This window comes from Bartonella jaculi (assembly GCF_039543045.1).
Taxonomy (GTDB): domain Bacteria; phylum Pseudomonadota; class Alphaproteobacteria; order Rhizobiales; family Rhizobiaceae; genus Bartonella; species Bartonella jaculi.
In genome coordinates this window covers 1-26,884 of record NZ_BAABIZ010000017.1, presented here as the reverse complement: position 1 = coordinate 26,884, position 26,884 = coordinate 1, and the positions used below count along the sequence as shown (strand labels likewise).

Below are 26,884 nucleotides of genomic sequence, written 5' to 3'. Positions count from 1 at the left end.
AAAGCGTGCACAACCACTGGCTCGAGCCATATAGCTTCGCTGTTTATTGTTTAAGTCTAGAGCTATTTTGTGAGCAACAATCATTGCGATGCCTCTACAGCTTGACGAACATTCTCTAATAACTTTTGATTTTTTCTAGAACGACTTCCATAAAGACGAGCACTGAAAACAGTAATGATTTCTAAAACATCTTTAGCTAAATCTTCTTCAAAACTACTTTCTTCTCCTTGATTGAGAATGACAACCTCAACTTGTTTGGCTTCACAAATGGCGAAGACCAGTTCCGCCCCAAAGCGCAATAAACGATCTTTATGCGTAATCACCAAACGACCTATTTCATTTTCAATAAGAGCATCCAATAAACGTTTAAGACCTTTTTTACGATAATTCATCCCTGATCCTAAATCAGAGATGAGTTCATAAATCCAGCCTTGGCTTGCGCAATAAAGTTCGAGAACCTGTTTTTGTCGCTCTAAATCGTCTGTTTGATCATGGCTTGATACACGAGCATAAGCAATAGTTTTTCTTTGAGAAAGTTCTTTCGAACGAAAACAATCAGGTTTCAGCTTGGAGAGGTCATAACGGCGATGACCTCCCACAGTATGCTCAGAAATAATTTTTCCTTCACATTCCCAACGTCGTAGAGTGCTAATAGAAACCCCCAAAGCTTGAGCGGCCTTACCTATCCCAACAAATCTATTCATAATACGTATTATTACATAGATATAAATAGATTACAAGTAAACTGTGTAAACCCTTTGAACACCAAACAGCAATGGTTATTGGCTATATCATTTGTATATTTCTAAGTTTAGCTGTTAATTGGTGGTATGATACGCTTTTGTTGCGTTTAGCACCATCTAATTATGATTTTATGCTTTTCAAATAATTAGTGGAGAGATAGAAAATAATAAATATTTTTCTTGTATCTTGTAACGTTACACGCTATATTAAGTTATGATTTTAGGATTTAAACATAAAGGGCTAGAAGCATTCTATAAGAGTGGTACCACCAAAGGGATTAGAGTCTCTCATGCTCAAAAACTGGAGCGTATTTTAGGTGCTCTTGAAGTAGCTATGTCCCCAAATGATTTAAATTATCCGTCTTTTCGATTACATCCGCTAAAGGGCGATCTCAAGGGGTACTGGTCAATTACTGTAAATGGAAATTGTCGTGTAATATTTCGCTTTGAAGGTATAGATGTTGAAATGGTTGATTATCTAGATTATCACTAAGGAGTGCTAAAAAATGATGAAAAATCCACCACATCCCGGTGAATTACTGCGTGAAGATGTTATCAAAGAACTTGGTTTATCTATTAATGAAGCTGCAGAGAGGCTTGGTATATCTCGTGTAGCACTTTCTAGAGTTTTAAATGGAAAAGCTGCGGTTAGTGCTAGTCTTGCTATTAGGCTTGAAATGGCAGGTGTGAGTACAGCACGAGCTTGGCTTGCTATGCAAACAAATTATGATTTATCGAAGGCTTTAAAACGTAAACAACCCAAGATACAGCCACTTTCCGCGAGTTCATATTAGTCCTTTCCTATAGCTTATAATTTTTATTTGTTTCTTTTGACTATAGCGCCCTTATTAGCTCTACCCTTTAATCATGATTTCGGAGCCGCGTGAGAAGGACAAAACAAGCCTCTATGGTTCTAGGTCCAGGACGCCGTTAGGCGCCCCGTAGGGGTTTCCTTGACCTTAAGAACCAAGGCTTGTTAGTCCTCTCATTAAACGCGGGTCTGATCTCATGATTTTGGTGAGCGTACGGAGAGTTTGAGAGGCGGTAGCCTCTCATTTTATTAATTATGGACTCACGAAGTGAGTTCTATTTAGGAGCAAATCTATTTTTTCGTGCCTGAGCATTTAGATCCTTACGTCTAAAATATATAGAGCGTCCGCAACGGATAGGGGGTTGCCCTTGCACGAGAATGATTTGTTCGTCTTTTCGCATTTCTTGAGTAATTTCGTGAGGATAAATTAAAGGTCTCTGCTGGACACTGAGATTTTCAGTTCCTTTTGCACCCGATGTCCCTAGACTTTTGCTTTTGCCATGAACTTCGATAGTCATTTTACCACATGCCTTTGATATATTTTCAGCTGTTTTAATATCTTTAATAGCGGCATAACTTACAAAAGCACAACTTTCAAACCATGCCATAGCACCTGATGAACCGAAGTGACGTTCAATTTGTCCTACAGATTGGTAAAAGAGCATGAGTGAGATTCCATATTTACGACCACGGTCACGTGCTTCTTCTAAGATGTTCATATATCCTAAAAGATCAATTTCATCTAAAACAAAGAGAACTCTCTTTTCATATTCTCCATTTGCGCTTTCCATAGCTTTAAGAAAAGAGCCTACGAGAATACGTCCCACTCCTGGATATGATTTTAGAATTTTTGATGGAATATTCAAAAAGATATCGATATTTCCTTTTGTGATATCCGTTGTTTTAAAGTCGTTACCACTTATAAGGTTGGCATAATTAGCGAGAGAAAGCCATTGGGTATCTTTAGAAGCAGTAGCATAGACACCAGAAAAAGTTTGCGGTGCCATATTGGTAAAGACTCCAAGGGTTTCACGAATGAATTGCGATGAAGAATTTGATTGTATTGATTGCAATTTTCCAATAACCGACGGTTCTGGTTCCGATACAATCATACGAAGTGTTTTTAGGTTTTTTTCTTCTAATTTGTACTCATCAGAAAAGACGACATGTGCAAGTAGACCTGTTAACAAATTGTGAGCATGAGAGATAAAAAATTGATCAGTTGAAGTTGATTTATGATTTTCTGAAAGGAGGAGTCTTGCGATTTCTACAAGCCCAGCTTCCCTTTCATAAAGAGGTATTGTTGAATCTAACAACCAATCTAAAGGATTAAAAGCCTTTGTTGAATTTCCATGAGGATCAAGGACATATACGGTATTTTTGTTTGCTTGCTGTCTTATTTCTCTTACCATTGGAGCGATTTCAGTTGAAGGATCAAAAACAACCAGTGGACCAGAATATTTCATACACGTGGGAATAACATTACTGGTTGTTTTATAACCACCAGAACCAGCAAAAAATAACATGTGTGTTGAATCAAAATCAAGATTGTATGTTAGTAATGGCTGCGTGCCTCCTTTGCCCCAAGTTGTTTTATCTTTAGGATTAAAAGCAACATCTTTTACGATATCTTCGTCTACTCGATATCGCTCTCCTATGATGATTTCCCCATTGCTTGGAAAGATGCTTTCTAGTTTTTTCATATTCATCCATTGAGCACCACCGAAGATCATATTTTTTGATTTTTTCAAAGGTGATTTTTTAGGCAAAGATAGATTCATGGTAAAACCAAGAATAATAACACCAATGATTGAACCTGCTAAAACCATTCTGTCAAAGAAAGGGAAAACATCAGCCCATGTCATGTTATTTTGCCCTACATAGGGGCTTAATCTGATATACTCATTTGTACTGTAGTAAGCAGCAAAAAGTCCAAAGACAATTAATGATGCTATGGTGATATTTTTTCTGATATGTCTTTTTTGAAGAAGAATGAATAAAGAACACGAAATCGCAATAAGAGTGAGAATATCTAGAGGTTTTGAACGAACGAACCAATAAGCATCTGGTGTCGTACCGTTTTCTGTAATTTCATTTATTGTTATGTTTACAAGAAAAAGAATTATGATTGAAAAGATAAAAGGACATATTAAAAATATGATTTGTTTACGATCTAAATTGCCTATCATTTTTGCCCCGCGTATCAGTAAAAGCATACTGTCCTATTTTTTGAAAATTTTTATATTCATTTGAATTTATATCAAGTTTTGCAGCATGAATTAAACATCCTAGAATGAAAGACTTATCAGCGTCTCTTAGACCAGCCTTTACAACAAGCCCCCCTAGGGTAATTTTTTCACGCGCATCTTTACGTCTTATTTCGTCTGTCAAGTATCGTATCCTTTTTTCGATGCGTCTTAATAGTCTTATAGATTTTCCAAGATTGTTCAGATTAGTTTTGTTGTTTCTGAAATCGCTCTTTAATTTCGCCAAAGATATTTTTCCATTGTTCACTTGTAATATTTAATTCTGTCAAACCAGCTTCTGCTGCTAACAGTGCAATTTTTTCTCCCTCATACTTTTTAGCAGCTTTAATTTTTTCAAGAAGTTTTTTACTTTTTTCTTCAAGAGCTTTCTTTTCTTCCATAAGTTTATCTAAAGATTTTCTAGCCATTTAAAGATCCTTCTTTTTATCACTATTTATTTTTCTTAACAGAACAAATCTCAAATAACAATACTTAATAGATAGTGCGCATTTTATGCGCTCCTGAAAAATGTCTTTTTCAAAGATTTTTTGAAGGCGCAATTATACGTTTTAAAAATAAAACGTTTTATGCTATAAATTATTCCACAAAAATAAAAGTAATTTTTGGTAATTTTATCTTATGGCAATAGCACATTTACAAGCTAAAATAATCGGTGCGGGAAAATCAGCGGTTGTTGCAGCCGCCTATCGCCATAGAACGAGAATGTTTGATGAGTTAGAAGGTTCTCATACCCATAGATATGATAAGGATAAAGACCTTGTTCATTCAGAAGTGAATATTCCAGAAGATTCACCAAAATGGATTACACAACAACTAAACCATATTAAGACAAATGAAAAAAAGAGTGAATGGTTATGGAATACCATACAAAATAGTGAACGCGCTAACGGTCAACTAGCAAGAGAAATAGTTATAGCACTGCCGTTAGAACTATCACGAAATCAAAATATTTCTCTTGTAAGAGAGTTCATAAAGGAAAACCTTACATCACGTGGACTTGTTTCTGATTGGGTTTATCACGACAAGCAAGGTAATCCACATGTGCATATCATGCATACTTTACGTCCTGTCATAGAAAAAGGTTTTGGAACTAAAAAAATAGCTCTTTTAAATGAAGATGGAACAGTAAAAAAATCTCTTGTGACTATTCGCGATAAACAAGGAAATGCGATAAGGAAAGAAGAGCGTATTGTTTATGAAACTGTCATAGGCAATAAAGACACATTGAAAGATTTACGCAATTCTTGGGGTGATATAGCTACAAGATATCTTGCGGTTGCTGGTCATGATATAAAAATAGATATGCGTTCATACAAAGAGCGTGGTTTATCAATAGAGCCAACTATTCATTTGGGGCAATCAGCAAATGCAATGAGAAAAAAAGGTCTCATTAGTAATGCTGTACAAGCCAATGAAAAAATAAAGCAAAAATCTATCGATATTATTAGAAAAAATCCAGATGAATTGTTGAAGTTAATCTCATTTGAAAAGTCGACATTCAGTCGAATTGATCTTGCTAAGATTATTCATCGATATGTTGATAATAGTAATGACTTTAATGACATTATGGGGCGCTTAGAACAAAGCGATAACCTGATTAAAATTAAAGATCATTCCAATCCACGTAAGATTATTTATTCAACAAAAGAAATATTAAAAACCGAATATGATATGGAACGGTGTATTGTTTCATTGTCTCAAACGATAGGACACGGCGTAAAAGATAAGCAGGTTTTAGAGGCCATAAAGTCTGTTGAAAATAAAGATAAGAGTAATAGATTTAAATTTTCAGAAGAACAAAAATTAGCTGTCCAACATATTACAGATGATAAAGGTATTGCAGCGGTTGTCGGTTATGCTGGTGCTGGAAAATCGACTCTACTGGAGGCGGCGAATATTGCGTGGGCTAGTAGTGGAAAGCGTGTATTTGGTGCGGCTCTTGCGGGTAAAGCGGCGGAAGGCCTTGAAGAAACTTCAAAAATAAAAAGTAAGACTCTTGCTGCGTGGGAACTAGCGTGGAAAAACAAAAAAGACGAATTACGGGTTGGTGATATTTTTGTCATTGATGAAGCTGGAATGATTTCTTCAAAACAACTTTCTTATTTTGTCCAAAAAATTGAAAAAGCAGGGGCTAAAGTTGTTCTTGTTGGTGATCATATGCAGTTACAACCCATTGAGGCTGGAGCGGCATTTCGCGCTGCCGTTGATAATATTGGTTACATAGAATTATCCGGTATCAGAAGACAAAAAGAAGAATGGGGGCAAGTAGCTTCGCGTCAATTTGCACGTGGACAAGTGAAAGAAGCTTTAGAACAATATAAAGAAAGAGGATTCATTTGTGAGACAAAAACACGTGACCAAGCCATAAAAACTCTTGTTAAAGATTGGATGGATACACGAATAAAAGTAGAAACAAAATGTGCGGAAGAAGGAAAAACTTTACGCGGTGACGAATTACTTGTTATTGCGCATACGAATGCGTCCGTAAAAAAATTAAATGAAGAAATTCGAACCGCTCTTAAAGGTGCTCATTTACTTAAATCTGAAGATAGTACAAGCATCACAAATTTTGATACCCTGAAAGGTCAACGGGAGTTTATTGTTGGTGACCGAATTATCTTTCTTGAAAATGCTCACTTTGAAGAAAAACATGCCCCGGAATTGGGAAAGCAAAAAGTTAAAAATGGTATGTTGGGAACTGTTTTATCTACACAAAATGAAAGAGGAAAACCTCTTTTGAAGGTGCGTCTTGACTCTGGCAAAGAGGTTGTATTTTCCAATCAAACTTACCAAAATGTTGACCATGGATATGCAGCTACTGTTCATAAGAGTCAAGGTGTGACCGTTGATAATGTTTTTGTTTTAGCTTCTTCATCTATGGATCAGCATCTTGCGTATGTTTCTATGTCTCGACATAGATATCAGTCACATCTTTATGTTGCCGAAGAGGATTTTAAAAACGTTCGATTACACGAACATAAACAGATTAAAGGTACAATAACTGGTGAACTTGTAGAAGCAGGGTATGCTTCTTTTAGTGAAACTGCCAAAAGCAAAACACCTTATGCGGATATAGCAACAACCCGTGGAGTTGAACGTATTTACGGCGTAAATCTGCCTTCTGCAATAGATGGTGCTCGTATTGAACTTGGTGACAAAATATCCGTTCGTCAAGATAAAGAAACTATTGTTGTTAACAATAAAGAAATCAAAAGAAACATTTTTAATGTTGATTTAATAGAGCGTGGAGATCCTTCTTTTATTGCTTCTACCAAGCAATCAGATCGTACAAATACCTATGAAAAATTAGTAGCAACTCTTTCTAGATCTAGTGTTAAAACAACTACTCTCGATTTTTCTGAATCTCCAGATTATCGCGATTATATCGCCAAATTTACAGAAAATAGAGGAATTGATGTTTCCCAAGGTATTGGGGAAAAAGTTTCCTCTTACGTTGATCGTAATAAAGAATGGTTGCAAAAACAAAAAGAGAAAATTGAAACCCTTTGGGGTAGAGCAAAGACAGCTTTCAGTAAACTTGAAAAAGAAGAGCCCAAGGTTGAGCAATCGCAAAAAGATTTGAATAGGGTTTCGAAAGAAACAGAAAGGGCTCCTTACCTTGCGGCTTATACGGATAACTCTAATCTAGAACAGAAGGTGCTAAGCGCTCTTAGAAATGAAAAATCTTATGTTGATACGTTTAAGGAATTAAACAATCGTTTGGCATCTATTTATAAAGATCCACAAGCAGCTGCACTTAAGATTGAGCAAACAATTTTAACGGGGAAAGGCGATAAACTCCCTGACATTTTAGCTAAGTCTCCAGAGAAGGCTGGTGAATTGCGTGGGTCAGATCGTTTAATCGATAAATTAAAGGCGATAGGAAAAGAACGAAAAGAAGCGCTTTACAATGTTCCTCTTGCTGTTTCTACCATGAGAGAGCTTCAATCCTTTTACAAGAATTCTTACGAGATCCATATGGATAGGGTTACACGAGAGCGTGAACAATTAAAAGTAGAGGTTCCGTCACTTTCACAAGAAGCAGTGTCTTATATGAAAAATGTTGAGGCTGGTCGTAATGATTATTCGAAGATACCAGAGCCGGTTAACAAGGAGTTTTCAAAGCTACAAAGTGCTTTAGATAAGCGTTTTGGAAAGGATGCCATTCACAAGCAAGATTTTGATTTATCTAAAGCACTCTCAAAACAACAGTCTCCAGATAAAGAACACATGAAAGAGTTTCAAACGGCTGTTAAATTTCTGCAACAAAGACAACAAGAGCAAAACAATACGATAGCGCGTGAAAGGTCGAAAGATATCAGTAAAGGCAAGGAATAAAACCTTGCCTCTGTAGCGCATTTGTGCTACAATAAAGGGCAAATAAAGGAGGATTTTATATGTTGAGTGAAGACGAAATTAAACGACGTCGCTTTGCTGCTAAAAATGCATTAGCAAGCCAACGTTTAGAGGGGTTGGAGCCAGATCCACAGGTCGTTTCTCAGATGGAGCGGGTTATTATTGGAGAACTTGAAACAAGTGATGTAATCAAGGATTTGATGGAACGGATAAAACGTGGTGAAGTATGAGAATACAAACGATCCTTATACTGATCCTAAAACTGGTGTGATGTATAATAGGCTTGGTATTAAAGACAAAGCCACACTAAGGAGTCTGGAGTCTGCTTTTGCTTATATAAGGTCTTATGAACTTGATAGTACTCCTATTAGGGGTAAGTTTGACCTCAATCATATGAAAGATATTCACAAGAAGCTATTTGGTGACGTCTATGAATGGGCGGGAAAGATCCGTTCAATAGATATTACCAAAGGTGGTTGTTTATTTGCTTATCATCATCAGATTGAAAATTACGCGCCGAAGATTACACAGCAGCTTGCCAAAGAACAATATCTGCGTGGTCTTGATGCGGATGAATTCAGCCAGAGAGCTGGATATTACATGGGTGAAATAAATGCGTTGCATCCGTTTCGAGAGGGAAATGGACGTACTCAGCGTGAATTTATTGGTCAACTTGCTCGTGAAGCTGGTTATAATATTAACTGGGACGCTATTACGCGAGAGGAAATGACAAAGGCATCAATTGAGGCACTTTATGGTACCCCTGAATTACTGTCTGAGCTTATTCGTAAGAATCTTACTGAATTTACAAAAAATAAAAATGTTGACGTTTTACAAGGTCTAGGAGAAAAAGTTTCCTCTTACATTGAGACCAATAAAGACTTATCGCAAAAACAAAAGGAAAAAATTACGACCCTTTTGGAGAATACAAAGACAGCTTTTAGCAAACTTGAAAAAGAAGAGCCCAAGGTTGAGCAATCGCAAAGAGATTTGAATAGGGTTTCGAAAGCAACAGAAAAAGCCCCATATCTTGCGGCTTATACGGATAACTCTAATCTGGAACAGAAGGTGCTAAGCGCTCTTAGAAATGAAAAATCTTATGTTGATACGTTTAAGGAATTAAACAATCGTTTGGCATCTATTTATAAAGATCCACAAGCGGCTGCACTCAAGATTGAGCGAACAATTTTAGCGGGGAAAGGCGATAAACTCCCTGACATTTTAGCTAAGTCTCCAGAGAAGGCTGGTGAACTGCGTGGGTCAGATCGTTTAATCGATAAATTAAAGGCTACAGGAAAAGAGCGAGAAAAAGCGCTTTACAATGTTCCTCTTGCTGTTTCTACTATTAGAGAGCTTCAATCCTTTTACAAGAATTCCCATGAAATCCATATGGACAGGGTTACACGAGAGCGTGAGCAATTAAAAGTAGAGGTTCCGTCACTTTCACAAGAAGCAGTGTCTTATATGAAAAATTTTGAAGCTGGTCGTGATAATTATTCAAAGATACCAGAGCCGGTTAACAAAGAATTTTCAAAGCTGCAAAGTGCTTTAGATAAGCGTTTTGGAAAGGATGCCATTCATAAGCAAGATTTTGATTTATCGAAAGCATTCTCAAAACAACAGTCTCCAGATAAAGAACACATAAAAGAGTTTCAAACGGCTGTTAAATTTCTGCAACAGAAGCACATACAAGAACAAAACAATGCGATAGCGCGTGAAAAATCAAAAGATGTGACACGGTGAAAGCAAGGATAAAGCCTTATGTTTGTAGCCCTATTAAGCCATATGACAAAAGAGAGGTAATCAAAGGAGGTTTAATATGAGTGTAGAAAAAGATGTTGTACGTGCACGCATAGATAAGACGTTAAAAAAACAAGCCAATGAAATATTAGAAAGTCTAGGACTTACGGTGTCTGATTTTATTCGGATTGCTTTGACAAAAGTTGTCAATGAAAGAGGCTTGCCGTTTGAGATGTATATTTCTAATGAGGAACAGCCTGAAACTTTCAAGAAAAGTGACAAGGGCGAAGATATATACAGGGCTAAAGATATGGAAGATTTATTTCGTCATTTGGATATTTGATATTTCTGATCATAAATAAGCTTTTAATTTACATCATTATAGTTACGGGCATCACGTGATTTTTTATTGACAATTTACGGGTATCCCGTATATTGAATAATGTATGCAAACAGTGATTGAAACGACAGCTTATTTAACTTCTGCAAAAGAAGAAGGCATATCATCTGAAGAATTGTTTAATATTGTTTCTTTTATTGCTGCTAATCCAAATGCTGGTGATCTTATACAAGGTACAGGTGGAGCAAGGAAAGTTAGATTTCCAACAAAGCATAAGGGTAAAAGTGGGGGATATAGGGTTATTACCTTTTTTGGTGGTCAAAATATTCCGGTGTTTCTCTTAGATATTTATAGTAAATCATCTCAAGGAAATTTGACAAAATCAGAGAGAAATGAGCTGAAGAAAATTTTAACGGCGCTTCTTGATGAATATCGAAAGGAAAAATAATGGATAAGACAAGTAGAGCTGGTTCTCGTATATTACAGGGTGCTCGTGAAGCTCTTGCCTATGCTAAAGGTGAAGCGGATGTCACTAAATTTGGTATCCATATTCCTGCAAATGTTGATGTCAAAAAAATCAGAAAAAATATTGGGTTGACACAGGCTCAATTTGCGGAGCGTTTTGGTTTTTCTGTAGGTCGCATTCGTGATTGGGAACAGGGACGATATTCCATAGATACTTCTTCCCGTTTGTTGCTTTCAATCATTGAAAATGAACCCGAAGCGATCAATCGTGCTCTTAAAAAATCTCTATTGGCATAAGAAGGGTGGTGTCGTTTTTTTAAAAAGCATCACGGCGCTTGAAGGGGTCGTAGTAAATTTCTGTGACACGAAATTTGCCTTCAAGGCGTTTGCATTGGATGATGACGTCTATCATGGAAATTAATAAGCCGCGGATATCTTCTCTTACTAAATTACCACCTCCGTCACTTTCTTTGACAAGGAGGGTCATTTGTTCAAAGGCGGCGAGGGCTGTGGAGGCGTGGACGGTGGTGATGGAGCCTGGGTGACCAGAGTTGACATTGCGGATATAGTAAAAGGCTGTGCCATCACGCAGCTCTTGTAGAAGAATGCGGTCGGGGCGCATGCGCAATCCCGATTCAAGGAGTTCTTTTGCACCCGCTTTTGCTAGTCCTTGATTATCTTTTGAGTAAAAAAGTTGCACTTTGTTTGAATGGGGAACAACAAGTTCTGGAGTGTCCTCAATGGTGAGAATGCGTTCATAGTCAGGAATTTTGGCAATTAAAGCTTTAGAAAGAGTGGTTTTTCCCGAACCGGTTTTCCCAGATATCAAAATATTTTGTTGGGTAATAACCGCTCTCTCTAAAAATTTACAAAAGTCTTTGGCTATAAAGAGATCGGTTAATTCTTTTTCCGTATCAGAAAGTTCACCTGCTCGTTTTTTCATTTGTTCAAGGGGGGTAAAACTGACGTTTCTTGTTACAGAAAACAGTTGGTTTTCGTGTAAACTTTCAAGAGAAAAAGTGCGCGATGAAGGTTTACGAATTGTCATGCTGATGGTATTGGGCGCAACGGCGGGAGGCATGACGATTTGTATGCGTTCATTATTGGGGAGTGTGGCAGAGAGAACAGGGTTTTCTACACTGATCTTTTGTGTTGTATAAGCGGCAACAACTTTTGCAATGCCTTCTAATTCACTGTAGGTCAATTCTTTGATAGTATGGGTTTGCCAACCATTTGGACCTTCAACGATCACTTCACCAGGGCGATTGATGACAATTTCAAATAAATTATCGTCATTGAGGTAGTCACTTAAGATCTTCAACTTCGTTAAGACGATAGAAGCGCGTTCTGAATTTTTTGCTGTGGGCATAATTTCTTTTTACTACATTTGAGGATGGTAGAAGAAGTTTCTCGGAATAGAGCGTGGGAAGATTTTGTTTCTTCTTGTTGTAATGGAGAGTTTATAAACGGAAGAAAAATCCAAATCCCGTGCCACAAAAATGTTGACGAGTTCACCTTGGTATTTTTCTAAGGTAGGGGGGATGTTGATTTGGTTTTCAAGGGCTATACTTGCTGCATCTTTTCCGGTGTTGCTTGCTTCAGAGTTGTTAAAACCACCCCTTGAGTTAGAATTGCCTTTATTTTTATTGGTTAGGTTTGTTGTAACACTATCAACAACGGTGAGTAATAATGCTGAGCTGAAGCGTTCCCACCAATGTGTATTGACGTTGCCGTCAAAGCCGGCTCTTCCTAAGCTGTCGGTCGCTGGGGAGGCAAGGTTGATGATGACACCGGTCGGGGTTTTTGCTCTTGTCCAGAGGACGAAGAGACGGGATTGCCCTTGTTTGATGCCTCCGCGATATTCGCCAACCACTTGGGTTCCTTTATCAAGCAAAACAACGCGTCCATTGTCAGAGAGGATATCACGGTTAATAACACAACTTGCAAAGCCTGGTTGATCACTGTTTAATGCGGTTTCTAAAATACAGGGGATAGAGGTTCCCATAGCGATAATAAAGTTTCTATTTCCCATTAATCTTGCTCTTGTACCTTCTAGTTGTGTAGGTTTTAGAAGTGAGGGAAAGCTTTGTGAATCATTATTAGGAGCTTCATTTATATTATTACTATAGCTATTTCTCGGCATTTGATTTGAGGAAGGGTGAGAATTATTCGTAAAAGCTAATACGGGAGCACGTTGTGCCGCATCGAGTAAAGGATCATTTTTAACTATTTTTTCGGGTGTTGTTGATGGTGTTGGTAGTGTAATTGGAGAAATTTTTGCTCGTGGTTCGGAAGAAACTAATTCTAAAGGAGCAAGCGAGTTATTAAAGTCTTGTGATTGTTTTTCATGAGATTCCACAGTGTCTTTTTCTTTGGGGGTGGATAAGATGTTCCAGAGCACATATGCGCAAAATCCTATAAAGGCTATAACGACAATTATTTTTGTTATTGGTGATTTTGATACATTGTTTTTTCCATCACTTATTGAGCCTCGTTCTTCAATAATGGTTTTATCACTCATGTGTTGGTCCCCTCTAATTCCCGCTTTATTTAAAGATCTGATGCAATTTTACGTTCAACAGACGGTGAGGTTGTTCCGGTATCTGGATTGATGCCTTTCGGTTGATAGGCTTCGTTAAAGATGCAGAGGACATTTCTTCCCTGTCTTAGGGTGAAGCGCGCGCTAATGGCATGAACAATGACCATGTTGCCTCTTGTAGTTTTAGGAACAAGGGATTCTGTTCCGTCATTTTCTACAATGTAAATGGCAGGGATTTCTTGGTTGTTGGGAAAAGAAAATGTTGTGGTTTTACCATTGTCGTAGACGGAGGAGGGTTCAAGGATGCTTGAGCCTTGTGCGGTGTAAGCCCAATTGCGTGGTCCGAAGGTTTCATAAGCATTGAAGACATTATCAATATATTGAGCTTGTTTTTTTTCTTGTCGCATCAAGGCGGCAAGCCTTCTTTGTTCTGCTTCTTCTTGGGGGTAGCGAAATTTCACGAGGAAATAGGTTTCTTGTCCAGAAGAAATTTCTCCATCTTTGATGATCAGTTCAAATTGATAGGAGCGCTTTGAGCCATCAAGCTTTGTGGTGACGACTTGGAGATTGGTGATAGGTTGGACTTCGCGCGCTTTGAGGAAGAGAATATTACCAGCGGGGGCGACTTCCCATGCAACACTGTTGCCAATGGCGACATGCGCAATTTCTTCATTGGGAGAAAATTCTATCTGAACGGAAGAGCGTATAGAGCCAATAATTTTTGTGACATTATAAGCATCATAATTAATAAAGCGAATGCGGCTATCGCTAGGGGCGCGGGTGGGAAAAACACTGGCATTGCCTAAATGAGAAGAAAAAAGAGCGATAGCGCTTAGGAAAAGAAAAGTTTTTTTCATGATCAGTTGACCACTTCTGGATCGGTTCTATATGCACTAACAATAAACCCAAGAGGATTTATCAGACGGTTTTGGACAGAAATGGGGGCGTTAACATATTTAAAAGTAAGTGTTGCAACCCAATGGGTGATGAATTCGTTGTTTTTTTCATTATCGCGTACGGTTCTGTAGTAGCGCACTTGTGCTACATTTTTATTGATAAATGAAATTGATTTAATAGTTATTGTTGCGATAGCATTTTTATAGAGAATTTGTGGGCTTTGCGGATTTTTAGCTCCATACCATGCAGAAAATCTTTCTCGTTCTTCAAGAGAAGATAGAAGAGAGACTGTCTTGAAGTTATTTTGTGTTTCTTCTACAGCAAAACCTTCGCGTGCTCGGACATATTTTGCGGCAAAATAACGTGTGATGGCTTCGTCGACATTTGTGGGACCTTCTTTTAAGGCTTCCACGACTTCTGTGATGCCGGTTGAATTGTCCACGCGGATGACAAAAGGCTCTACAGTCTTAAGCGGTGTGAGAGTAATGACCGCAAGCGAAGAGATGAGTGCAACAACAACGGCTATCGCGGCAATCGTGAGGGAGGCGCGGGTGATGCGGCGTGATGCTAACATGCGGTCTTGATCAAATGAGCGTGCTTCAGCAATGTACTGTTCTACGTCTTTTTCTTTCATGCTTTTTGTCCGCAATTTTTGTAAGATTTCATTTCTTCATCGGTTAGTTTTTGGGCTAAAAGCATTTCCAGTTTGCCCTCTTTTTTGGGGGAGGGGCTATTGTTACTGATGATAATAGGCGTGGGTGTAGGTTTTTTACCTTCCCAATTCCACATTGATCTGTTGAGTGGACGCTTAGAATATCCATTACATTTTGGGAGTGACTTTAGAGTGTTTGAAGATACACAGCCACTGAGAAAGAGAAATGGTAAGATAATCCCAATTTTTTTTAAACCCCGCATTTTGAAATTATCCTCCTCTCAATTTTGATGCTAAATTTTTTATCCCGCCAATACCAGCACGTCCAGCTGCAAGAGCACCACGACCAGTTAATTGGCTACTATGGTGTGCTAAATGTGTTGATCCTGTAAGAGCTGCTCCTCCAGAAGCTAAAGCAGAGGCAATACCGGGCAAATGGATAAAAAGGTAAATTCCACCAATGCCTATAATTAAAAATTGAAGTACAGAAAACATGATATCTGTAAGGTCACCCGAAAGGATTTCCATTGCAAGAGTTACATATACGTTACCAAGCAATACGACTAATACCTGTAAAATGAGAAAGTTTGCTAATTGACCTAACCATGCTTCTGTAAAACGTCTTGTTGTTGAAAATAGACCCAAACCTATAAATAGTGGTCCCACTGATATGACAAGAAATGACCCAAATTTAGCAAATATTGTGACGATAAAACCAATGGTGCAAAAAAAACCAGAAATAATTAAGCAAATAAGACCAGCAATCCAGTTAACAATATACGTACCAACTTCAGTCCATCCGTTGTATTTATTTGCTGCATCAAAGGCATGCGCATAAGCATTTTGTATCATATTGTCCCAGACATTCTTATCAGAAGCTGCGCCTTGTGTAGCATTTGAAATGGCATTCGGCAGATCAGTAAAAAATATATTTGTAATCCATGTGTTATAGCTAGCGGCTTTTGTGGTGAGTGTAACGATGATGCCAAGTTTGAAAGTTGTTGCTATAAAATCCCACAATGGCATAGAAGAACGCCCGTACATAATGTTGTACCCTATAAATGCTATATAGATTGTACAAGCTGCTGTAAGAGGAGTAGATAAAGCGCCTGAAAGATTGCTAATAGTTTTAACCATTATATCTGTAAGAGCATTCATTAAACGCTGATCTATCATGGTAAATATATCTTTTGTTACCATTGGATATCCATTTTATAAAATTTTTATAAATACTTTTATTTTTAATTATTATAATAATTTTTATGGATCAAAATTATTATCGCGTTTTTGTTGTGCTCTTCTTTTTTCATATTCAGCATTTCTTTTAGCTTCTTCTTCTTTTTGTTTTTTTTCAATCTCTTCTCTACGTTTACGATTTTCTTCGTCAATTTTTGCTCGACGTTCTTCGTGAATTTGATGATCGGCTAGTCGTGCATTTTGACAGTTTTTCGAATTTCCTGTGAATCCACATCTCACCGCCCATTCTTTAAGTAATTTTTCATCTTTTTTAAAATCTTCTACACTATAGGTTTTTTCACATCCTGCTGTGAAAATTGCGGTACAAAACAACAATGTTGTTATGATTATCTTGTTCATGTTCAAGTGCATCTTTTTTCCTTTTATTTACCACGGAGTTGTCTTGCATAGTCTTGGTATCGTTTACTAGCTTCTTCTCTAATACGTATTGCTTCAGCTTCTTGTTGAGCTTGCTGAATCATAGAAGCGGCCTGTGTTTGTAAGACCTCTGCTTGTAATATTGCTTGTATCGCTGCTAATTGTGTTTGAGCGTCTTGAACTTCAGCAGCAGTTTTAGCGTTTTTGAGTTTCTCAATGACCTTGTTAATAGCTTCTTTCTTGTTTGTAGCATCTTCGTAAACAGCTTGCCCTGTTGCTGCTTGTCCTATATTACGATTTTGCATTTTTGCTACTTCTTGCTTGTAAAAGGCATCAACTGCTTCTTTTGAGCCTCCACCACCTGACGGCTCTTTGTATGAAAGTTTTTCTTTCCATTTTTCAATATTTCCGCCACCAGATCCACCGGTGCCTTCTATAGATTGTTCTAACTGATTAAAATCAGAGGGTAGAGCAGCACTATTTCCTTGTTTGTTTAGTAATTCTTGAAGTGCGGACAAATCGGGTTTTCCATTTAAAGAGCTATATAATTGTTTCATTTGATCGAGTTGATTCTTTAATTGATCAAGCTGCTTGTACCCTTGTTGAACTTGCTCTGTTGCTTTATCAACTTGTTGCTTCAATTGGTTAAGTTGTAGTTTGCCTTGATCGAATTGTTTGATCATTTGTCCTACAGCCGCGGGATCATATACCATGATAGCGAAGGCATTTGTTTGAAAACCAAATGAAGCTGCACAGAAGGCTGTTGCACATAAAAGTTTTTTCATTGTTTTGACCTTTCTTGGAAAATGGGAAGCCATTTTTCTGGAGAGGCACCCACTTCTTCCATAATCGTTTCGAGAAGTTCAATGTTTTTCGTGGTGCCGCTTAAAATGGCTATTTCATCATCAAAACCGCGTAAATTCAGTTCTGCTACCACAGAACTTTGCCCCTGCTTGATGAGAAAACGCCGTGACTCCCGGCTTAACTCTGCTTGTATTAGGTTAAACTCCCTGTCGGATAATTTAAAACCCTCTACATAATCTGAATGATTGCCCTTTTGATTGGGAAAATAAATCTGAGTAGGACATTGCTCTATAATGGTGTGGGCTATCGTTGAATTAATCGCATCTTTGGGTGATTGCGTGGCAAACAACATCAAACCATTTTGCTTCCGAATGGTCTTTAACCTGTCTTGTGCAAAGGCTTTAAAGGAATCATCCTCTAGCGCTTTCCAAAACTCATCAATGACAATGATAATACGACGCCCGTCAATCAGAGACAGAATCCTATGAAAGAGATACATCATTAATGGTGGACGAATTTCGTCATTGTCCAAAAAATCCGTCATATCATAACCAATAAATTTGGCATCAATCCCTATGTCATCATCAGGATTGTCAAATACCCACCCTAAAGCATTGCCTTTACACCATCTCTCTAAACGCCCCGCTATCCCCTCCCTGTGCGTGGTGTCAAAAAACATTTGTAAGGCTGATATGGTCCGTTGCTCCTTAGGCAATAGAGCAAGTTGGTCAACCGCAGAAGCAATATCTTGCCTTTCAGATTCACTAATCTTTTGACCCTCAGCAGAAACAAGTTTGGTAATCCATTGCCGTAAAAAAACCCTGTCTGCTGGATTGCTATAATCTAAACCTTTTAAGGGTGCTATCCCCGTCGGCTTGCCGTTTTTCAAAGGCATATATGTGCCGCCACCCGCTCTGACAAAAAGCTCTGCTCCACGGTCCTTATCAAAAAATACCATATTGGGATCATGCTTTTGAAGTTGCGCTAGTAAAAAATTAACAATAACCGTTTTACCAGAACCAGACGGACCACAGACAAAGGTATTGCCTAAATCACCAAAGTGAAAGTTAAAATAAAATGGTGAACCAGCAGATGTCTTCATCAAGGCTACCGCTGGTCCCCACACATTGCCATCTATTTTGCCAACCGGAAAAGAATGAAAAGGTGAAAGCGCTGCATAATTGCGGCTGGTTATCGCGCCAGAGCGGGTGCGATAGACATAATTGCCAGGCAATTGTGCCCACCAAGCCGCCGCTAACCCTAAATCCTCCCGCGCAATGACAGCACCACCATTTGTGAGTTGAGAACGCGCTTTGGCAAGATTATCAGTTAATTCTTGGGTGCTATCGGCAAAAACAGCTAACGATAAATGATGCTCCCCTAAAACAAAACGGTTGGATTCAAGATCATCGAGGGCATCATCCAGCTCCATAATTTGTGAGCCCGCGCGATCTCCCGCATTGACCATCTGGTTTTGTTTGCGACCCATAACCTGCTTAGCAGCATTTTTGCTCTTGAAAACAAAAGATTGCGTAAAAATAAACTCAAAGGGAAGTGTTAAAAGACCATCCGCCATGCCTATTCTGGTTTTGGCTGGATATTCTTTCCAACCAAACATGCCAGCAAAACGCCGTCCTGCCTCGTAACGTATTTCTATAATCTCTTTGCCAAAAATGAGACGGTCTGAATAAACAGTCGACGCTATTGTCCCCCATGTGAGGGGTATGCGTTCACGACGACCACCTACCAGTTGGTGAATAAACTCACTTTGCTGCGAATAAATAATGCCTTCATGTTCATAAAGACTTAATCTTCTTGCGCCATAACGCTCTAAATTTTGAATGACATCTGTCGTAATATCTTCAAGCTTGCGAACCGATTCTGCGTCAACTTCTGTCTTTTCTTGCTTAGCTTTGCCTAAACGCTTAAAAAATTCCACCATTTTATCCGTCTTATCAACGTGTGGATTCCACAAAATCGAAAGATAAAGATCATTACGATAAAGCTCCTGGGAAACCATCCGTTCACGGTATTTATCATCTAATTGCTTGGCAAATGCTGAGCGAAAAGTCCCATCCGGATAAACAGTTTCACGCTTTCGGATAATATGGCTATAAAGCGCAATCCGTTCATCTGCAATGTTCTTAAACAGATTATTAAGCTGTTCGTGAAGCACGTTCAGATCAATGATATCTGCTGTCTCAAAGTTAATGCCTTCAAGAGCAATAATGCTCATGAGAGCACGCGAATCCAGTGCAATGACATGCTTGTTAACATGGCGAACATAAGGAATGATCGCTTCTGGTTGCTTTTCACGTTTGTACATAGCAGAAGCCATTACAACTCCCCATAATTACGAATTAATCGTAATGGAGAAATACTTCCCCCACCCCATAGACTAGAATTTCTGGCAAAAAGACTAGTCTTTTGCCATGTCAGAAGAATACGAAATTTATTATGGTCATGCTTTAGAATTTCTTTGAATATGAAATGGATAGCAATCCCAATGGCTACAAGAAAGATATTACCTGCTATAATAAACAGCATCATTGTTCCTATCGCATTTAATCCCATAGCTTCCACCGTCACGCCTGCAATCATTGCAGGGCGCGTACAAGCAAGAAATAACGTATCTTCTGTTAGCTTATCGCGCTCTTTCATAGCTTTGAGCTGTTTTAGTAAGTTAATGAGCAGAAAGCATTGCTGCGATTTGTGTTGCGCCAAAGACTATACCGATACCAACACAAACAAAAAATGCTTTACGCATTTCAACATAACCAGCAATCCATGCAATCCCAATACCAGCAATCGCAATCGTCGCAATCGATTTTGCAATCGGTCCTGTTAAAGCGTCAATTACTTTTTGAAGAGCGCTTTCAATATTACCAAAGCTTTGCGCAAATGCTGGTTCACTCAGTGCCATGAATGCAACAAAAAGCATCAATGTTGTTGTTAACCATTTTTTTTGTGTATTGGATAAAATTAATTTTTGTAAGGTATGTTCACAATTGAACGAATTATTCATGTTTTTCATGAAAACCCCCTCGCTATTTTAAAGTTAATCATAAATTTTTAAATATTAATTAGGCATCATATAAAATGAAAAAAAATATTTTTCTACTATAAAATTAACAATATTTAATATTATATATGCAATTAGCGACAAAATATTCAAAATGATATTTTAAAAACTCTTTAATTATTCATTAGATATTTTTAAATTTTTTATGTACTGTTTTATTTAAGTAAATATAGAGATCATGGAAGCTATAACCCCATAGACCATAATTGACCAAGCCCCCTATTCGGTGCTTTTAAAAAATGAAGACAATATTCCACAACGAGCCTTAACAGGTAAAAGTTGACCACAAGCCATAAGTCTTGATGGACAACTCTCGTCATGGAAAATTGTTTTTATTTAAAGCTCGCTTACTCGTATAGGTTGCTCACTACAGCGCTATATGGGAGCGCGTTCCCTGCCCTATACGTCATTTCGCTTCGCTATCATGACAGGTTGTAATCGGTTGTATTGCCATTCAAAACAGTTGTTTGAGATCTTTACCATATTGAAAAAAAATTTTTTTTCATATACGCTTCGCCTTGACATGCTTTTTTCAAAGCTATGAGTCGTTTCAAAGTGAGGGAAATATAATGGCAAAAAAATAAAAACCCAACTGCGGAAACAGAAGGGTTTCTAAAATACCTATACGGCATAGTTAAATTAAATCCCATATCTCCTATTTAATTTAACTTATCAGATTCTGCAAGAGAAATTTTGTAGAAAAGGGATATTTTTCACATTTTTTTTGCCTCTAACTGAGAGGTTAAAATAATTATGGTTAATAAAGTCTCCGGAAGAAAATTAAGTGCGCATCATATAGAATTTAGAAAATTAGCAGAAAATGCTGAAATGGGGTCTGTAAGTCGTGGACAATTAATTGGATTGGTTAAAAACTTACGAAAAACTGGTCTCATTAAAAAAAATGAATGTGAGATTCTGCTTGAGTTATTGGATACAACTCCAAGAGAGGAATTTGAAAAAGGGGGGTTACCTATCGTTTTCAAAGGTAATAAACGGTTGAGTTATGACGTTGGACGTAGTGTATCACGTGTTAGTTTTTTGCTGTCACGCCTTTATGACTGTGGTTTTATTGTCATGCGGGATTCTGGTAACTTTAAACGTTTTCCAGTCTACAATCGTAATCATGATATTGTAACGGCTTGTGGGATTGATTTGCGTATTTTGGTTGCACGATACCATGAACTTAAGCAAAAAGTAGACGAGAGGTTGGAAGCCTATAAGATACAAGAAGAAGCTTTAAAATGCTTTAACGGCTTAAAGCGGCAAATTAAAGCTTCTTTTGTAGCCATTGAGGTTACGCCATTTGTGTCGACGTTGTTTTCTAGAGTGCAAAAAATTTTCGATATTGTTGGACGACCAGCTAAAGCTTCGGTGGAAAAATTACACAAAGCAATAGGTATTTTACAGTGGATTTTAGAAAGATTTTTTAAGCAAAAATCATCAAAAACAAGATACACATATTGTGAAAACAAGATGCACATAGAACATACAAATTCTAACTCTATTTGTAATTGTAACAAAAATGAGTGTTCAGATCACTCTGAACACACTCAAATCAATCATATGACCTCCGGTCATAAAAAAATAGCTTATGAAAAAACAGAGAAAAGCAAAACTGAATCCACTTTACCTTCAAAAAAGAATAAATCGCTTCAAATCAAACCAGAATTTTTAACTGAAGCATTGCCTAATGTTGCTATGTTTATGAAATATGGGCTGCAATCTGAAGGAGATTTGATTGGTTCTATGGAGTTTTTAGCTAAAATGAAGGGGATTTCTTCTCATGCTGTTGAAGAAGCTAAAAAAATCATGGGAATTAAAAAAGCTGCTTTGGCTATTGCTATCATCTTTGAAAAATCTTGCAAGGAATTGGTTAAATCATCTGGAGGGTATCTGCGGGGCATGATTGCTAAAGAAAATCGAGGAGAACTTTATCTAGAACGTTCTTTCTATGCTCTGCTGAAGGAAGCTTCTGAGGAAAAACTGAAAGATTTGTGCACGCAAAAAGCGATAAAAAACGAGCCAACAAAACCAAATGATCAAAAAATTTATTTGTTAAAATCGGAACTGAATGAAGTTCTTAAAACTTTAAACATGCAAACAGTTTCAAAGAAGATTGTACTATAAAAAAGGGGAAAAAATGTCGGATGAAACAGAAGAAATCAAATGGAGAAAGAGATTAGTTAATAAAACCCTGCGGGGGGTATTCCATTAGACCTCTCTCCCCGAAAGAAGGATATATACGAGATGTTTTTATTTAGCAAATACTTTTTAAAACTTATAATCAAATTAATTTAAAGAACCTCTTTATCAGTTAAAACGATCATTTTTTCTGATATGAAACCATATATTTATTTGACATTTTTTTTGAATAAAAATATATCAGTTTAAATCTAAATTGACGTTTTTATTGAATATGGTAAAATTTTACGCTTACTTGCGCGTTTCTTGTGATGGACAAGATACAGAAAATCAAAAATTTGGTTTGTTAGAATATGCTAACAAACATGGCTTTGCACCACTTCATATTCAAGAAGAAGTTGCAAGCAGAGGACAAGATTGGCGCAAACGTAAGCTTGGTGCTTTAATTGAAAAAGTAGAACGAGGAGATGTGTTGTTAACACCAGAATTTTCTCGTATAGCTGGTTCTTCTCTTGCTGTCTTAGAAATTCTTAAAGCTGCTAGCGAACGGGGGGGAATTGTTCATGTGACAAAACAAAACCTCATCATGGATGGAAGCTTACAGAGCGATATCATAGCAACTATTTTAGGTATGGTAGCGCAAATTGAAAGACATTTAATTCAAGAGCGCACAAAAGAAGCTTTAAATGTTGCTCGTCAACGAGGGATAAAACTAGGACGTCCAAAAGGAAGTATTGCTACGCAATTAAAACTGGACAATCATATTGATGAAATTCAAGCATTTACAAATGTTGGTTTGTCACAGAGCCGTATTGCTAAGACATTAGGAGTTAGTGTCAACACTTTGCGCTTATTTATTGAGCGCAGAAATATCAAGCCTACAAAAATTAAGCCAATTATCACTATGCCGAAAGCATAAAAATATATTTTAATAACGTATTATACCTTAAGGTATAATAAGATATCTTAAGGTATCTAGCTTAAATAAAAAGGGGGGATGAATAGTGAGAAAACTTTATAAGTTATATTAACTTATTATTTAGTACCTTATTATACTATAAGGTATAATATTATATTATATGGTATGATATTTTTTTATTGAGGAATTAAATGCCTGTTATAACATTCGCTAATTCTAAAGGAGGTAGTGGAAAAACAACTTCTGCTTTGCTTCTTGCTTGTGAACTTGCACATGCTAAACCTGTTACAATTATAGATGCCGATCCACGCCACCCCATTACCACTTGGTCTGAATTACCTGGTAAACCAGATAATCTGACTGTCATCACTAATGAATCTGAGAAAACTATTTTAGATGAAATAGAAATTGCGTCTGCTAGGGACCCATTTGTAATTGTTGATCTAGAAGGTACAGCATCGCGTTTAACGAGTTATGCTATTAGTCAATCTGATTTTGTAATTGTTCCTATGAAGGAACAACAGCAAGACGCTATAGCGGCTATTGAAATCATAAAAGAAATTCATAGAGATATGAAAGCTGTACGGCGTCTTATCGATTATGCTGTTTTATTTACGCAATCGAAGGTCGTTGCAAAATCCAGAACTGCTCGTTTTATATCATCTCAGTTTAGAAAAAATCCAGAACTTGATGTTTTTGAAACAGAAATCAATGAACGTGATGCTTTTTCAGCAATTTTTGCAACTGGAGGTTCACATCGTAATTTGAATCCAAAAGAAGTGAATAATTTAGAATCTGCAATTGGTAATGTAGAAGCATTCGTTGCTGAAGTCATTGCAAAGCTAAAACAAGTTAAATAGAGAGGAAACTAAGTGATGAGCACAGAAAGAAAACCATTAAATTTTTCAGAACTTGAGGATTTTAAACCACGACAAGCTAAATCTTCTTCTAACATTGTGGAACGTAAAGAATTAGATAGAGCGATAACCTTTCCAAGTCGTGAACAATCAGATGAGGCACAGATAAATATAAAAACAAGCATTGCTATAATTAATCGTTTTAAATCTATGGCTAAACGAGAGCGCTATCGTCATGGTGACTTTTTAGAAATATTAATGAATGCTTATGAGCAGAGTGACTAGCATTGTATATCATAGTTTGAAAAGTTTTTATTCTATTCGGCAATTAAGGACAAAATTGCTCTCTTTTTTTTAGGATTAAGTTGTCTAAAACCTTTTAAAAGGAAGTATTCTTCTTTATTGGAAATTCCTTCATCATTAGGGTATAAAAATTTTTTTTTAGAAGAAATATCGGTATAAAAAAGGAGATATCAACATCGAGGATGTTGGCAATTTCTTGCAAACGTCCAGCTCCTATGCGGTTTGTAGCTTTTTCATATTTTTGGATTTGTTGGAAGGTTACTCCTAAGAGGTCGCCTAATTGTTTTTGAGATATTTTTAACATTTCTCTTCTGAGGCGAATTTTTTTACCTACAGAAACGTCATTTAAATGTTGATTTTTTGTTTGCACTTTAAAATCCCCCTGCCGGTTGCGAGCGCCCTCGCATTGGTATTCCGGGAGTAATAAAGTACTGAGTTCGAGTCAGCTTTTTGCTTTTAGTACTAAAAAGTACTTGGACATAACAAAAACTCCCGGAACTCCGGGCGACAATTATTTTTACTCTCGAACTTAGGGCTTTATTTCCCGATTGATCGCTGCGTGGACGATCAAAAATACTTTTAAGGTAATAAAGTAATTTCAGAAAATTGGCAAGAAAAATAGCTATTTTTTTACAAACCTTATTTTTTAATGAGAGGCTACCGCCTCTCAAACTCTCCGTACGCTCACCAAAATCATGAGATCAGACCCGCGTTTAATGAGAGGACTAACAAGCCTTGGTTCTTAAGGTCAAGGAAACCCCTACGGGGCGCCTAACGGCGTCCTGGACCTAGAACCATAGAGGCTTGTTTTGTCCTTCTCACGCGGCTCCGAAATCATGATTAAAGGGGGAGCTAATAAGGGCGCTATAGTCAAAAAAAACAAATAAAAATTATAAGGCATTTTATGCTCTATATATTTGAAAAATATAGAAAAAATGTCAAAAAAAGATAATAAAACAGTTGACAATAAATGGGTATTTTGTTATATAAATACTTAAGTGATCAAAACACTAAACCTAAAGCGAATGGATTACGAAACAATCTTTCTCTGCTTTTCAAAAACTGACTGTCTTTTATGTTTTAATACACGTATAATGATTTTGTCGGGTGTAGTTGTGTCATATAATACCCTTACGGGGAAAGCATAACAACAGACTTTAGGCTGTGTTTTGAGCACCCGGCGTCTTTATAAGACGTCAATCAAAACTTTTCCTAAAGGAGTTCATTATGAACACTATCTCAAAAAAATATGAATTTACAAGAGAAACCCAACAAGTTGGTGACCATACTCTTTATCGCATTCGTTCATTAAGAGATTTTGGTGATGTTAAAGCTGGTGACCTTGGTGGTTTTATTGAAAAGGAAGCCAATTTATCTCATGATGGCAATTGCTGGGTTAGTGATGATGCTTGGGTTTATGGTGATGGTCGTGTTTATGAAAATGCCATTGTTTGTGGTCATGTTTATGGCAATGCTCATGTATGTGATAAAAGCCGCGTTTATATGAATGCGGAGGTTTATGATCATGCTCATATTTCCTATCAAGCTTGGGTTTATCATCGTGCAAGGGTTTACGGACATGCAAAATTATCGGGAAGTGCACGTATTCATAGCAATGCGGAGGTTTATGAGCATGCTGTTGTTAGTGGTGCAGCGAAAATTTATGGTAAGGTTTGTGGGAATGCTAGCGTAGGGTGTCATACCGATGTTTATGGCAATGTTTATGGAAATGCAAAGATTTCTGGTTATTTCACAATTAAAGGTAATGTATATGGCAATGCAAATATAAAAAGACGGAGCCGTATAACTTTGGTTCCTATAAATTGTGAAGTTTATGAAAGCGATAACATTGTTAAAACGGTTTCTTCAGTAGCCTAAATAATAGGCGTGGGGGGGCGCCTGCTTTTAAAAAATAAAGTAAACTGTTTAAACTTTAAAAGAAACAGATATATAAGTCATTTTATAGATAAAAATACGGGAGGGGATAATGGATACTTTATCTACTAACCAACTAAATAAAAAAGAGAAAAATCCAATTTCCAAAATTCGTAGAGTGTTTTCTATCGTTCGCAAAATCTTATCTACCATATTGCAGATATGCCTTTTTTTTATTTTTCTTTTCCTTTTGCTTATTCGTAAACCGGTTATTATTTTGACAGAGTTTATAGCAGGTGGGAGTTTATTAGTATTACTCATTTTTTTTACTGGATATGTAGCGGGTGCAACACCGTTCTATCAAACTTACGTAAATATTCTCATTTCTGATTACATCTACTGTTGATTTCCTGCTTCTTCGAGGCTGGTTTCACCAAAGTCACAAGACATTGGCCAGAGCCTTCCTCTCCACAGGCTG

29 protein-coding genes and 1 pseudogene are annotated in these 26,884 nt (G+C 37.2%); 13 read left to right on the top strand and 17 right to left on the bottom strand.

Features of this window, described 5'->3' with window-relative positions:
* Together ABD915_RS06690 and ABD915_RS06685 are read right to left on the bottom strand one after the other, a co-directional pair.
* Positions 1 to 84: helix-turn-helix domain-containing protein (locus tag ABD915_RS06690; RefSeq protein WP_345116784.1), on the bottom strand; the 84-nt coding region annotated here is incomplete at its 3' end.
* Positions 81 to 704, bottom strand: a complete 624-nt coding sequence (locus ABD915_RS06685) for an IS607 family transposase (RefSeq protein WP_345116783.1) — start codon at positions 702 to 704, stop codon at positions 81 to 83. The genes ABD915_RS06685 and ABD915_RS06690, both read right to left, overlap by 4 nt.
* 253 nt (positions 705 to 957) lie before the next feature.
* Here ABD915_RS06685 and ABD915_RS06680 point away from each other — a divergent pair, with 253 nt between their 5' ends.
* On the top strand, positions 958 to 1,236 hold the full coding sequence (locus tag ABD915_RS06680; protein ID WP_015060450.1) for a type II toxin-antitoxin system RelE/ParE family toxin: 279 nt from the start codon (positions 958 to 960) through the stop codon (positions 1,234 to 1,236).
* A gap of 13 nt (positions 1,237 to 1,249) precedes the next feature.
* Entirely contained in the window at positions 1,250 to 1,537 is a 288-nt protein-coding gene (locus ABD915_RS06675) for a HigA family addiction module antitoxin (RefSeq protein ID WP_345116781.1), read from the top strand.
* Between the two features lie 292 nt (positions 1,538 to 1,829).
* On the opposite strand, the gene traG is transcribed toward ABD915_RS06675, so the two are convergent.
* The 3 genes from traG to ABD915_RS06660 form a co-directional block, all read right to left on the bottom strand.
* Complete coding sequence (gene traG / locus ABD915_RS06670; protein ID WP_345116779.1) at positions 1,830 to 3,743, bottom strand: Ti-type conjugative transfer system protein TraG; 1,914 nt, start codon at positions 3,741 to 3,743, stop codon at positions 1,830 to 1,832.
* Entirely contained in the window at positions 3,721 to 3,945 is a 225-nt protein-coding gene (locus tag ABD915_RS06665) for a conjugal transfer protein TraD (RefSeq protein WP_345116777.1), read from the bottom strand. The genes traG and ABD915_RS06665 overlap by 23 nt, the downstream gene beginning before the upstream one ends.
* Positions 3,946 to 4,006: 61 nt before the next feature.
* Entirely contained in the window at positions 4,007 to 4,228 is a 222-nt protein-coding gene (locus tag ABD915_RS06660; protein ID WP_345116775.1) for a TraC family protein, read from the bottom strand.
* A gap of 211 nt (positions 4,229 to 4,439) precedes the next feature.
* On the opposite strand from ABD915_RS06660, the gene traA reads away from it, so the two are divergent.
* The 6 genes from traA to ABD915_RS06630 all read left to right on the top strand — a co-directional run bounded on the left by traA (position 4,440) and on the right by ABD915_RS06630 (position 11,019).
* Positions 4,440 to 8,159, top strand: a complete 3,720-nt coding sequence (traA, locus tag ABD915_RS06655) for a Ti-type conjugative transfer relaxase TraA (RefSeq protein WP_345116773.1) — start codon at positions 4,440 to 4,442, stop codon at positions 8,157 to 8,159.
* Between the two features lie 59 nt (positions 8,160 to 8,218).
* A complete protein-coding gene (locus ABD915_RS06650) occupies positions 8,219 to 8,407 on the top strand; it encodes an antitoxin VbhA family protein (RefSeq protein WP_208441802.1) in 189 nt (62 codons plus the stop codon).
* Complete coding sequence (vbhT, locus tag ABD915_RS06645; RefSeq protein ID WP_345116771.1) at positions 8,397 to 9,920, top strand: type II toxin-antitoxin system protein adenylyltransferase VbhT; 1,524 nt, start codon at positions 8,397 to 8,399, stop codon at positions 9,918 to 9,920. Before ABD915_RS06650 ends, vbhT begins: the two co-directional genes overlap by 11 nt.
* A 76-nt stretch (positions 9,921 to 9,996) precedes the next feature.
* Complete coding sequence (locus ABD915_RS06640; RefSeq protein ID WP_015060430.1) at positions 9,997 to 10,260, top strand: type II toxin-antitoxin system RelB/DinJ family antitoxin; 264 nt, start codon at positions 9,997 to 9,999, stop codon at positions 10,258 to 10,260.
* Positions 10,261 to 10,363: 103 nt separating this feature from the next.
* Complete coding sequence (locus tag ABD915_RS06635; RefSeq protein ID WP_345116769.1) at positions 10,364 to 10,705, top strand: type II toxin-antitoxin system RelE/ParE family toxin; 342 nt, start codon at positions 10,364 to 10,366, stop codon at positions 10,703 to 10,705.
* Positions 10,705 to 11,019 carry a helix-turn-helix domain-containing protein gene (locus ABD915_RS06630; RefSeq protein WP_254492457.1) on the top strand — a complete coding sequence of 105 codons (315 nt, stop codon included), beginning with the start codon at positions 10,705 to 10,707 and terminating at the stop codon, positions 11,017 to 11,019. Before ABD915_RS06635 ends, ABD915_RS06630 begins: the two co-directional genes overlap by 1 nt.
* A gap of 19 nt (positions 11,020 to 11,038) precedes the next feature.
* On the opposite strand, the gene virB11 is transcribed toward ABD915_RS06630, so the two are convergent.
* From virB11 to ABD915_RS06575, 11 genes are read right to left on the bottom strand one after another with little or no spacing between them, the layout of a single operon-like run.
* Positions 11,039 to 12,091, bottom strand: coding sequence for a P-type DNA transfer ATPase VirB11 (virB11, locus tag ABD915_RS06625; protein ID WP_345116764.1), 1,053 nt, complete (start codon positions 12,089 to 12,091; stop codon positions 11,039 to 11,041).
* A gap of 12 nt (positions 12,092 to 12,103) precedes the next feature.
* Positions 12,104 to 13,243, bottom strand: coding sequence for a type IV secretion system protein VirB10 (gene virB10, locus ABD915_RS06620; RefSeq protein WP_345116762.1), 1,140 nt, complete (start codon positions 13,241 to 13,243; stop codon positions 12,104 to 12,106).
* Between the two features lie 29 nt (positions 13,244 to 13,272).
* The gene (virB9, locus tag ABD915_RS06615; protein WP_345116760.1) at positions 13,273 to 14,118 is read right to left on the bottom strand and encodes a P-type conjugative transfer protein VirB9; all 846 of its coding nucleotides are present in this window, start codon (positions 14,116 to 14,118) and stop codon (positions 13,273 to 13,275) included.
* Positions 14,119 to 14,120: 2 nt separating this feature from the next.
* Positions 14,121 to 14,792 (bottom strand): VirB8 family type IV secretion system protein, encoded by a 672-nt coding sequence (locus ABD915_RS06610; protein WP_345116758.1) that lies wholly within the window; start codon positions 14,790 to 14,792, stop codon positions 14,121 to 14,123.
* A complete protein-coding gene (locus tag ABD915_RS06605; RefSeq protein ID WP_345116756.1) occupies positions 14,789 to 15,073 on the bottom strand; it encodes a type IV secretion protein VblB7 in 285 nt (94 codons plus the stop codon). Before ABD915_RS06605 ends, ABD915_RS06610 begins: the two co-directional genes overlap by 4 nt.
* Positions 15,074 to 15,080: 7 nt before the next feature.
* Positions 15,081 to 16,010, bottom strand: coding sequence for a TrbL/VirB6 family protein (locus ABD915_RS06600; RefSeq protein ID WP_345116754.1), 930 nt, complete (start codon positions 16,008 to 16,010; stop codon positions 15,081 to 15,083).
* A gap of 60 nt (positions 16,011 to 16,070) precedes the next feature.
* The gene (locus tag ABD915_RS06595) at positions 16,071 to 16,406 is read right to left on the bottom strand and encodes an EexN family lipoprotein (RefSeq protein ID WP_345116752.1); all 336 of its coding nucleotides are present in this window, start codon (positions 16,404 to 16,406) and stop codon (positions 16,071 to 16,073) included.
* A 23-nt stretch (positions 16,407 to 16,429) separates the two neighbouring features.
* Entirely contained in the window at positions 16,430 to 17,209 is a 780-nt protein-coding gene (locus tag ABD915_RS06590) for a TrbJ/VirB5 family protein (protein ID WP_345116750.1), read from the bottom strand.
* Complete coding sequence (locus ABD915_RS06585; RefSeq protein ID WP_345116748.1) at positions 17,206 to 19,566, bottom strand: VirB4 family type IV secretion/conjugal transfer ATPase; 2,361 nt, start codon at positions 19,564 to 19,566, stop codon at positions 17,206 to 17,208. The genes ABD915_RS06590 and ABD915_RS06585 overlap by 4 nt, the downstream gene beginning before the upstream one ends.
* Positions 19,566 to 19,889, bottom strand: coding sequence for a VirB3 family type IV secretion system protein (locus ABD915_RS06580; protein WP_345116747.1), 324 nt, complete (start codon positions 19,887 to 19,889; stop codon positions 19,566 to 19,568). The genes ABD915_RS06585 and ABD915_RS06580 overlap by 1 nt, the downstream gene beginning before the upstream one ends.
* Before the next feature lie 22 nt (positions 19,890 to 19,911).
* The gene (locus ABD915_RS06575; RefSeq protein ID WP_345116745.1) at positions 19,912 to 20,262 is read right to left on the bottom strand and encodes a TrbC/VirB2 family protein; all 351 of its coding nucleotides are present in this window, start codon (positions 20,260 to 20,262) and stop codon (positions 19,912 to 19,914) included.
* Positions 20,263 to 21,063: 801 nt separating this feature from the next.
* Between ABD915_RS06575 and repC the strand changes: the two genes are divergently transcribed.
* The 4 genes from repC (at position 21,064) to ABD915_RS06555 (ending at position 24,513) form a co-directional block, all read left to right on the top strand.
* A complete protein-coding gene (gene repC, locus ABD915_RS06570; RefSeq protein WP_345116743.1) occupies positions 21,064 to 22,437 on the top strand; it encodes a plasmid replication protein RepC in 1,374 nt (457 codons plus the stop codon).
* Positions 22,438 to 22,726: 289 nt separating this feature from the next.
* Positions 22,727 to 23,371 (top strand): recombinase family protein, encoded by a 645-nt coding sequence (locus ABD915_RS06565; protein WP_345116741.1) that lies wholly within the window; start codon positions 22,727 to 22,729, stop codon positions 23,369 to 23,371.
* A 191-nt stretch (positions 23,372 to 23,562) separates the two neighbouring features.
* Positions 23,563 to 24,231 (top strand): ParA family protein, encoded by a 669-nt coding sequence (locus ABD915_RS06560; protein WP_345116739.1) that lies wholly within the window; start codon positions 23,563 to 23,565, stop codon positions 24,229 to 24,231.
* 15 nt (positions 24,232 to 24,246) lie between these two features.
* Positions 24,247 to 24,513, top strand: coding sequence for a hypothetical protein (locus tag ABD915_RS06555; RefSeq protein ID WP_151030304.1), 267 nt, complete (start codon positions 24,247 to 24,249; stop codon positions 24,511 to 24,513).
* Between the two features lie 32 nt (positions 24,514 to 24,545).
* Here the strand turns inward: ABD915_RS06555 and ABD915_RS06550 are convergent.
* Positions 24,546 to 24,901: pseudogene (locus tag ABD915_RS06550) on the bottom strand (helix-turn-helix domain-containing protein).
* Positions 24,902 to 25,758: 857 nt separating this feature from the next.
* Here ABD915_RS06550 and ABD915_RS06545 point away from each other — a divergent pair.
* Entirely contained in the window at positions 25,759 to 26,409 is a 651-nt protein-coding gene (locus ABD915_RS06545) for a hypothetical protein (protein ID WP_345116736.1), read from the top strand.
* The last annotated feature ends 475 nt before the right edge of the window (positions 26,410 to 26,884 follow it).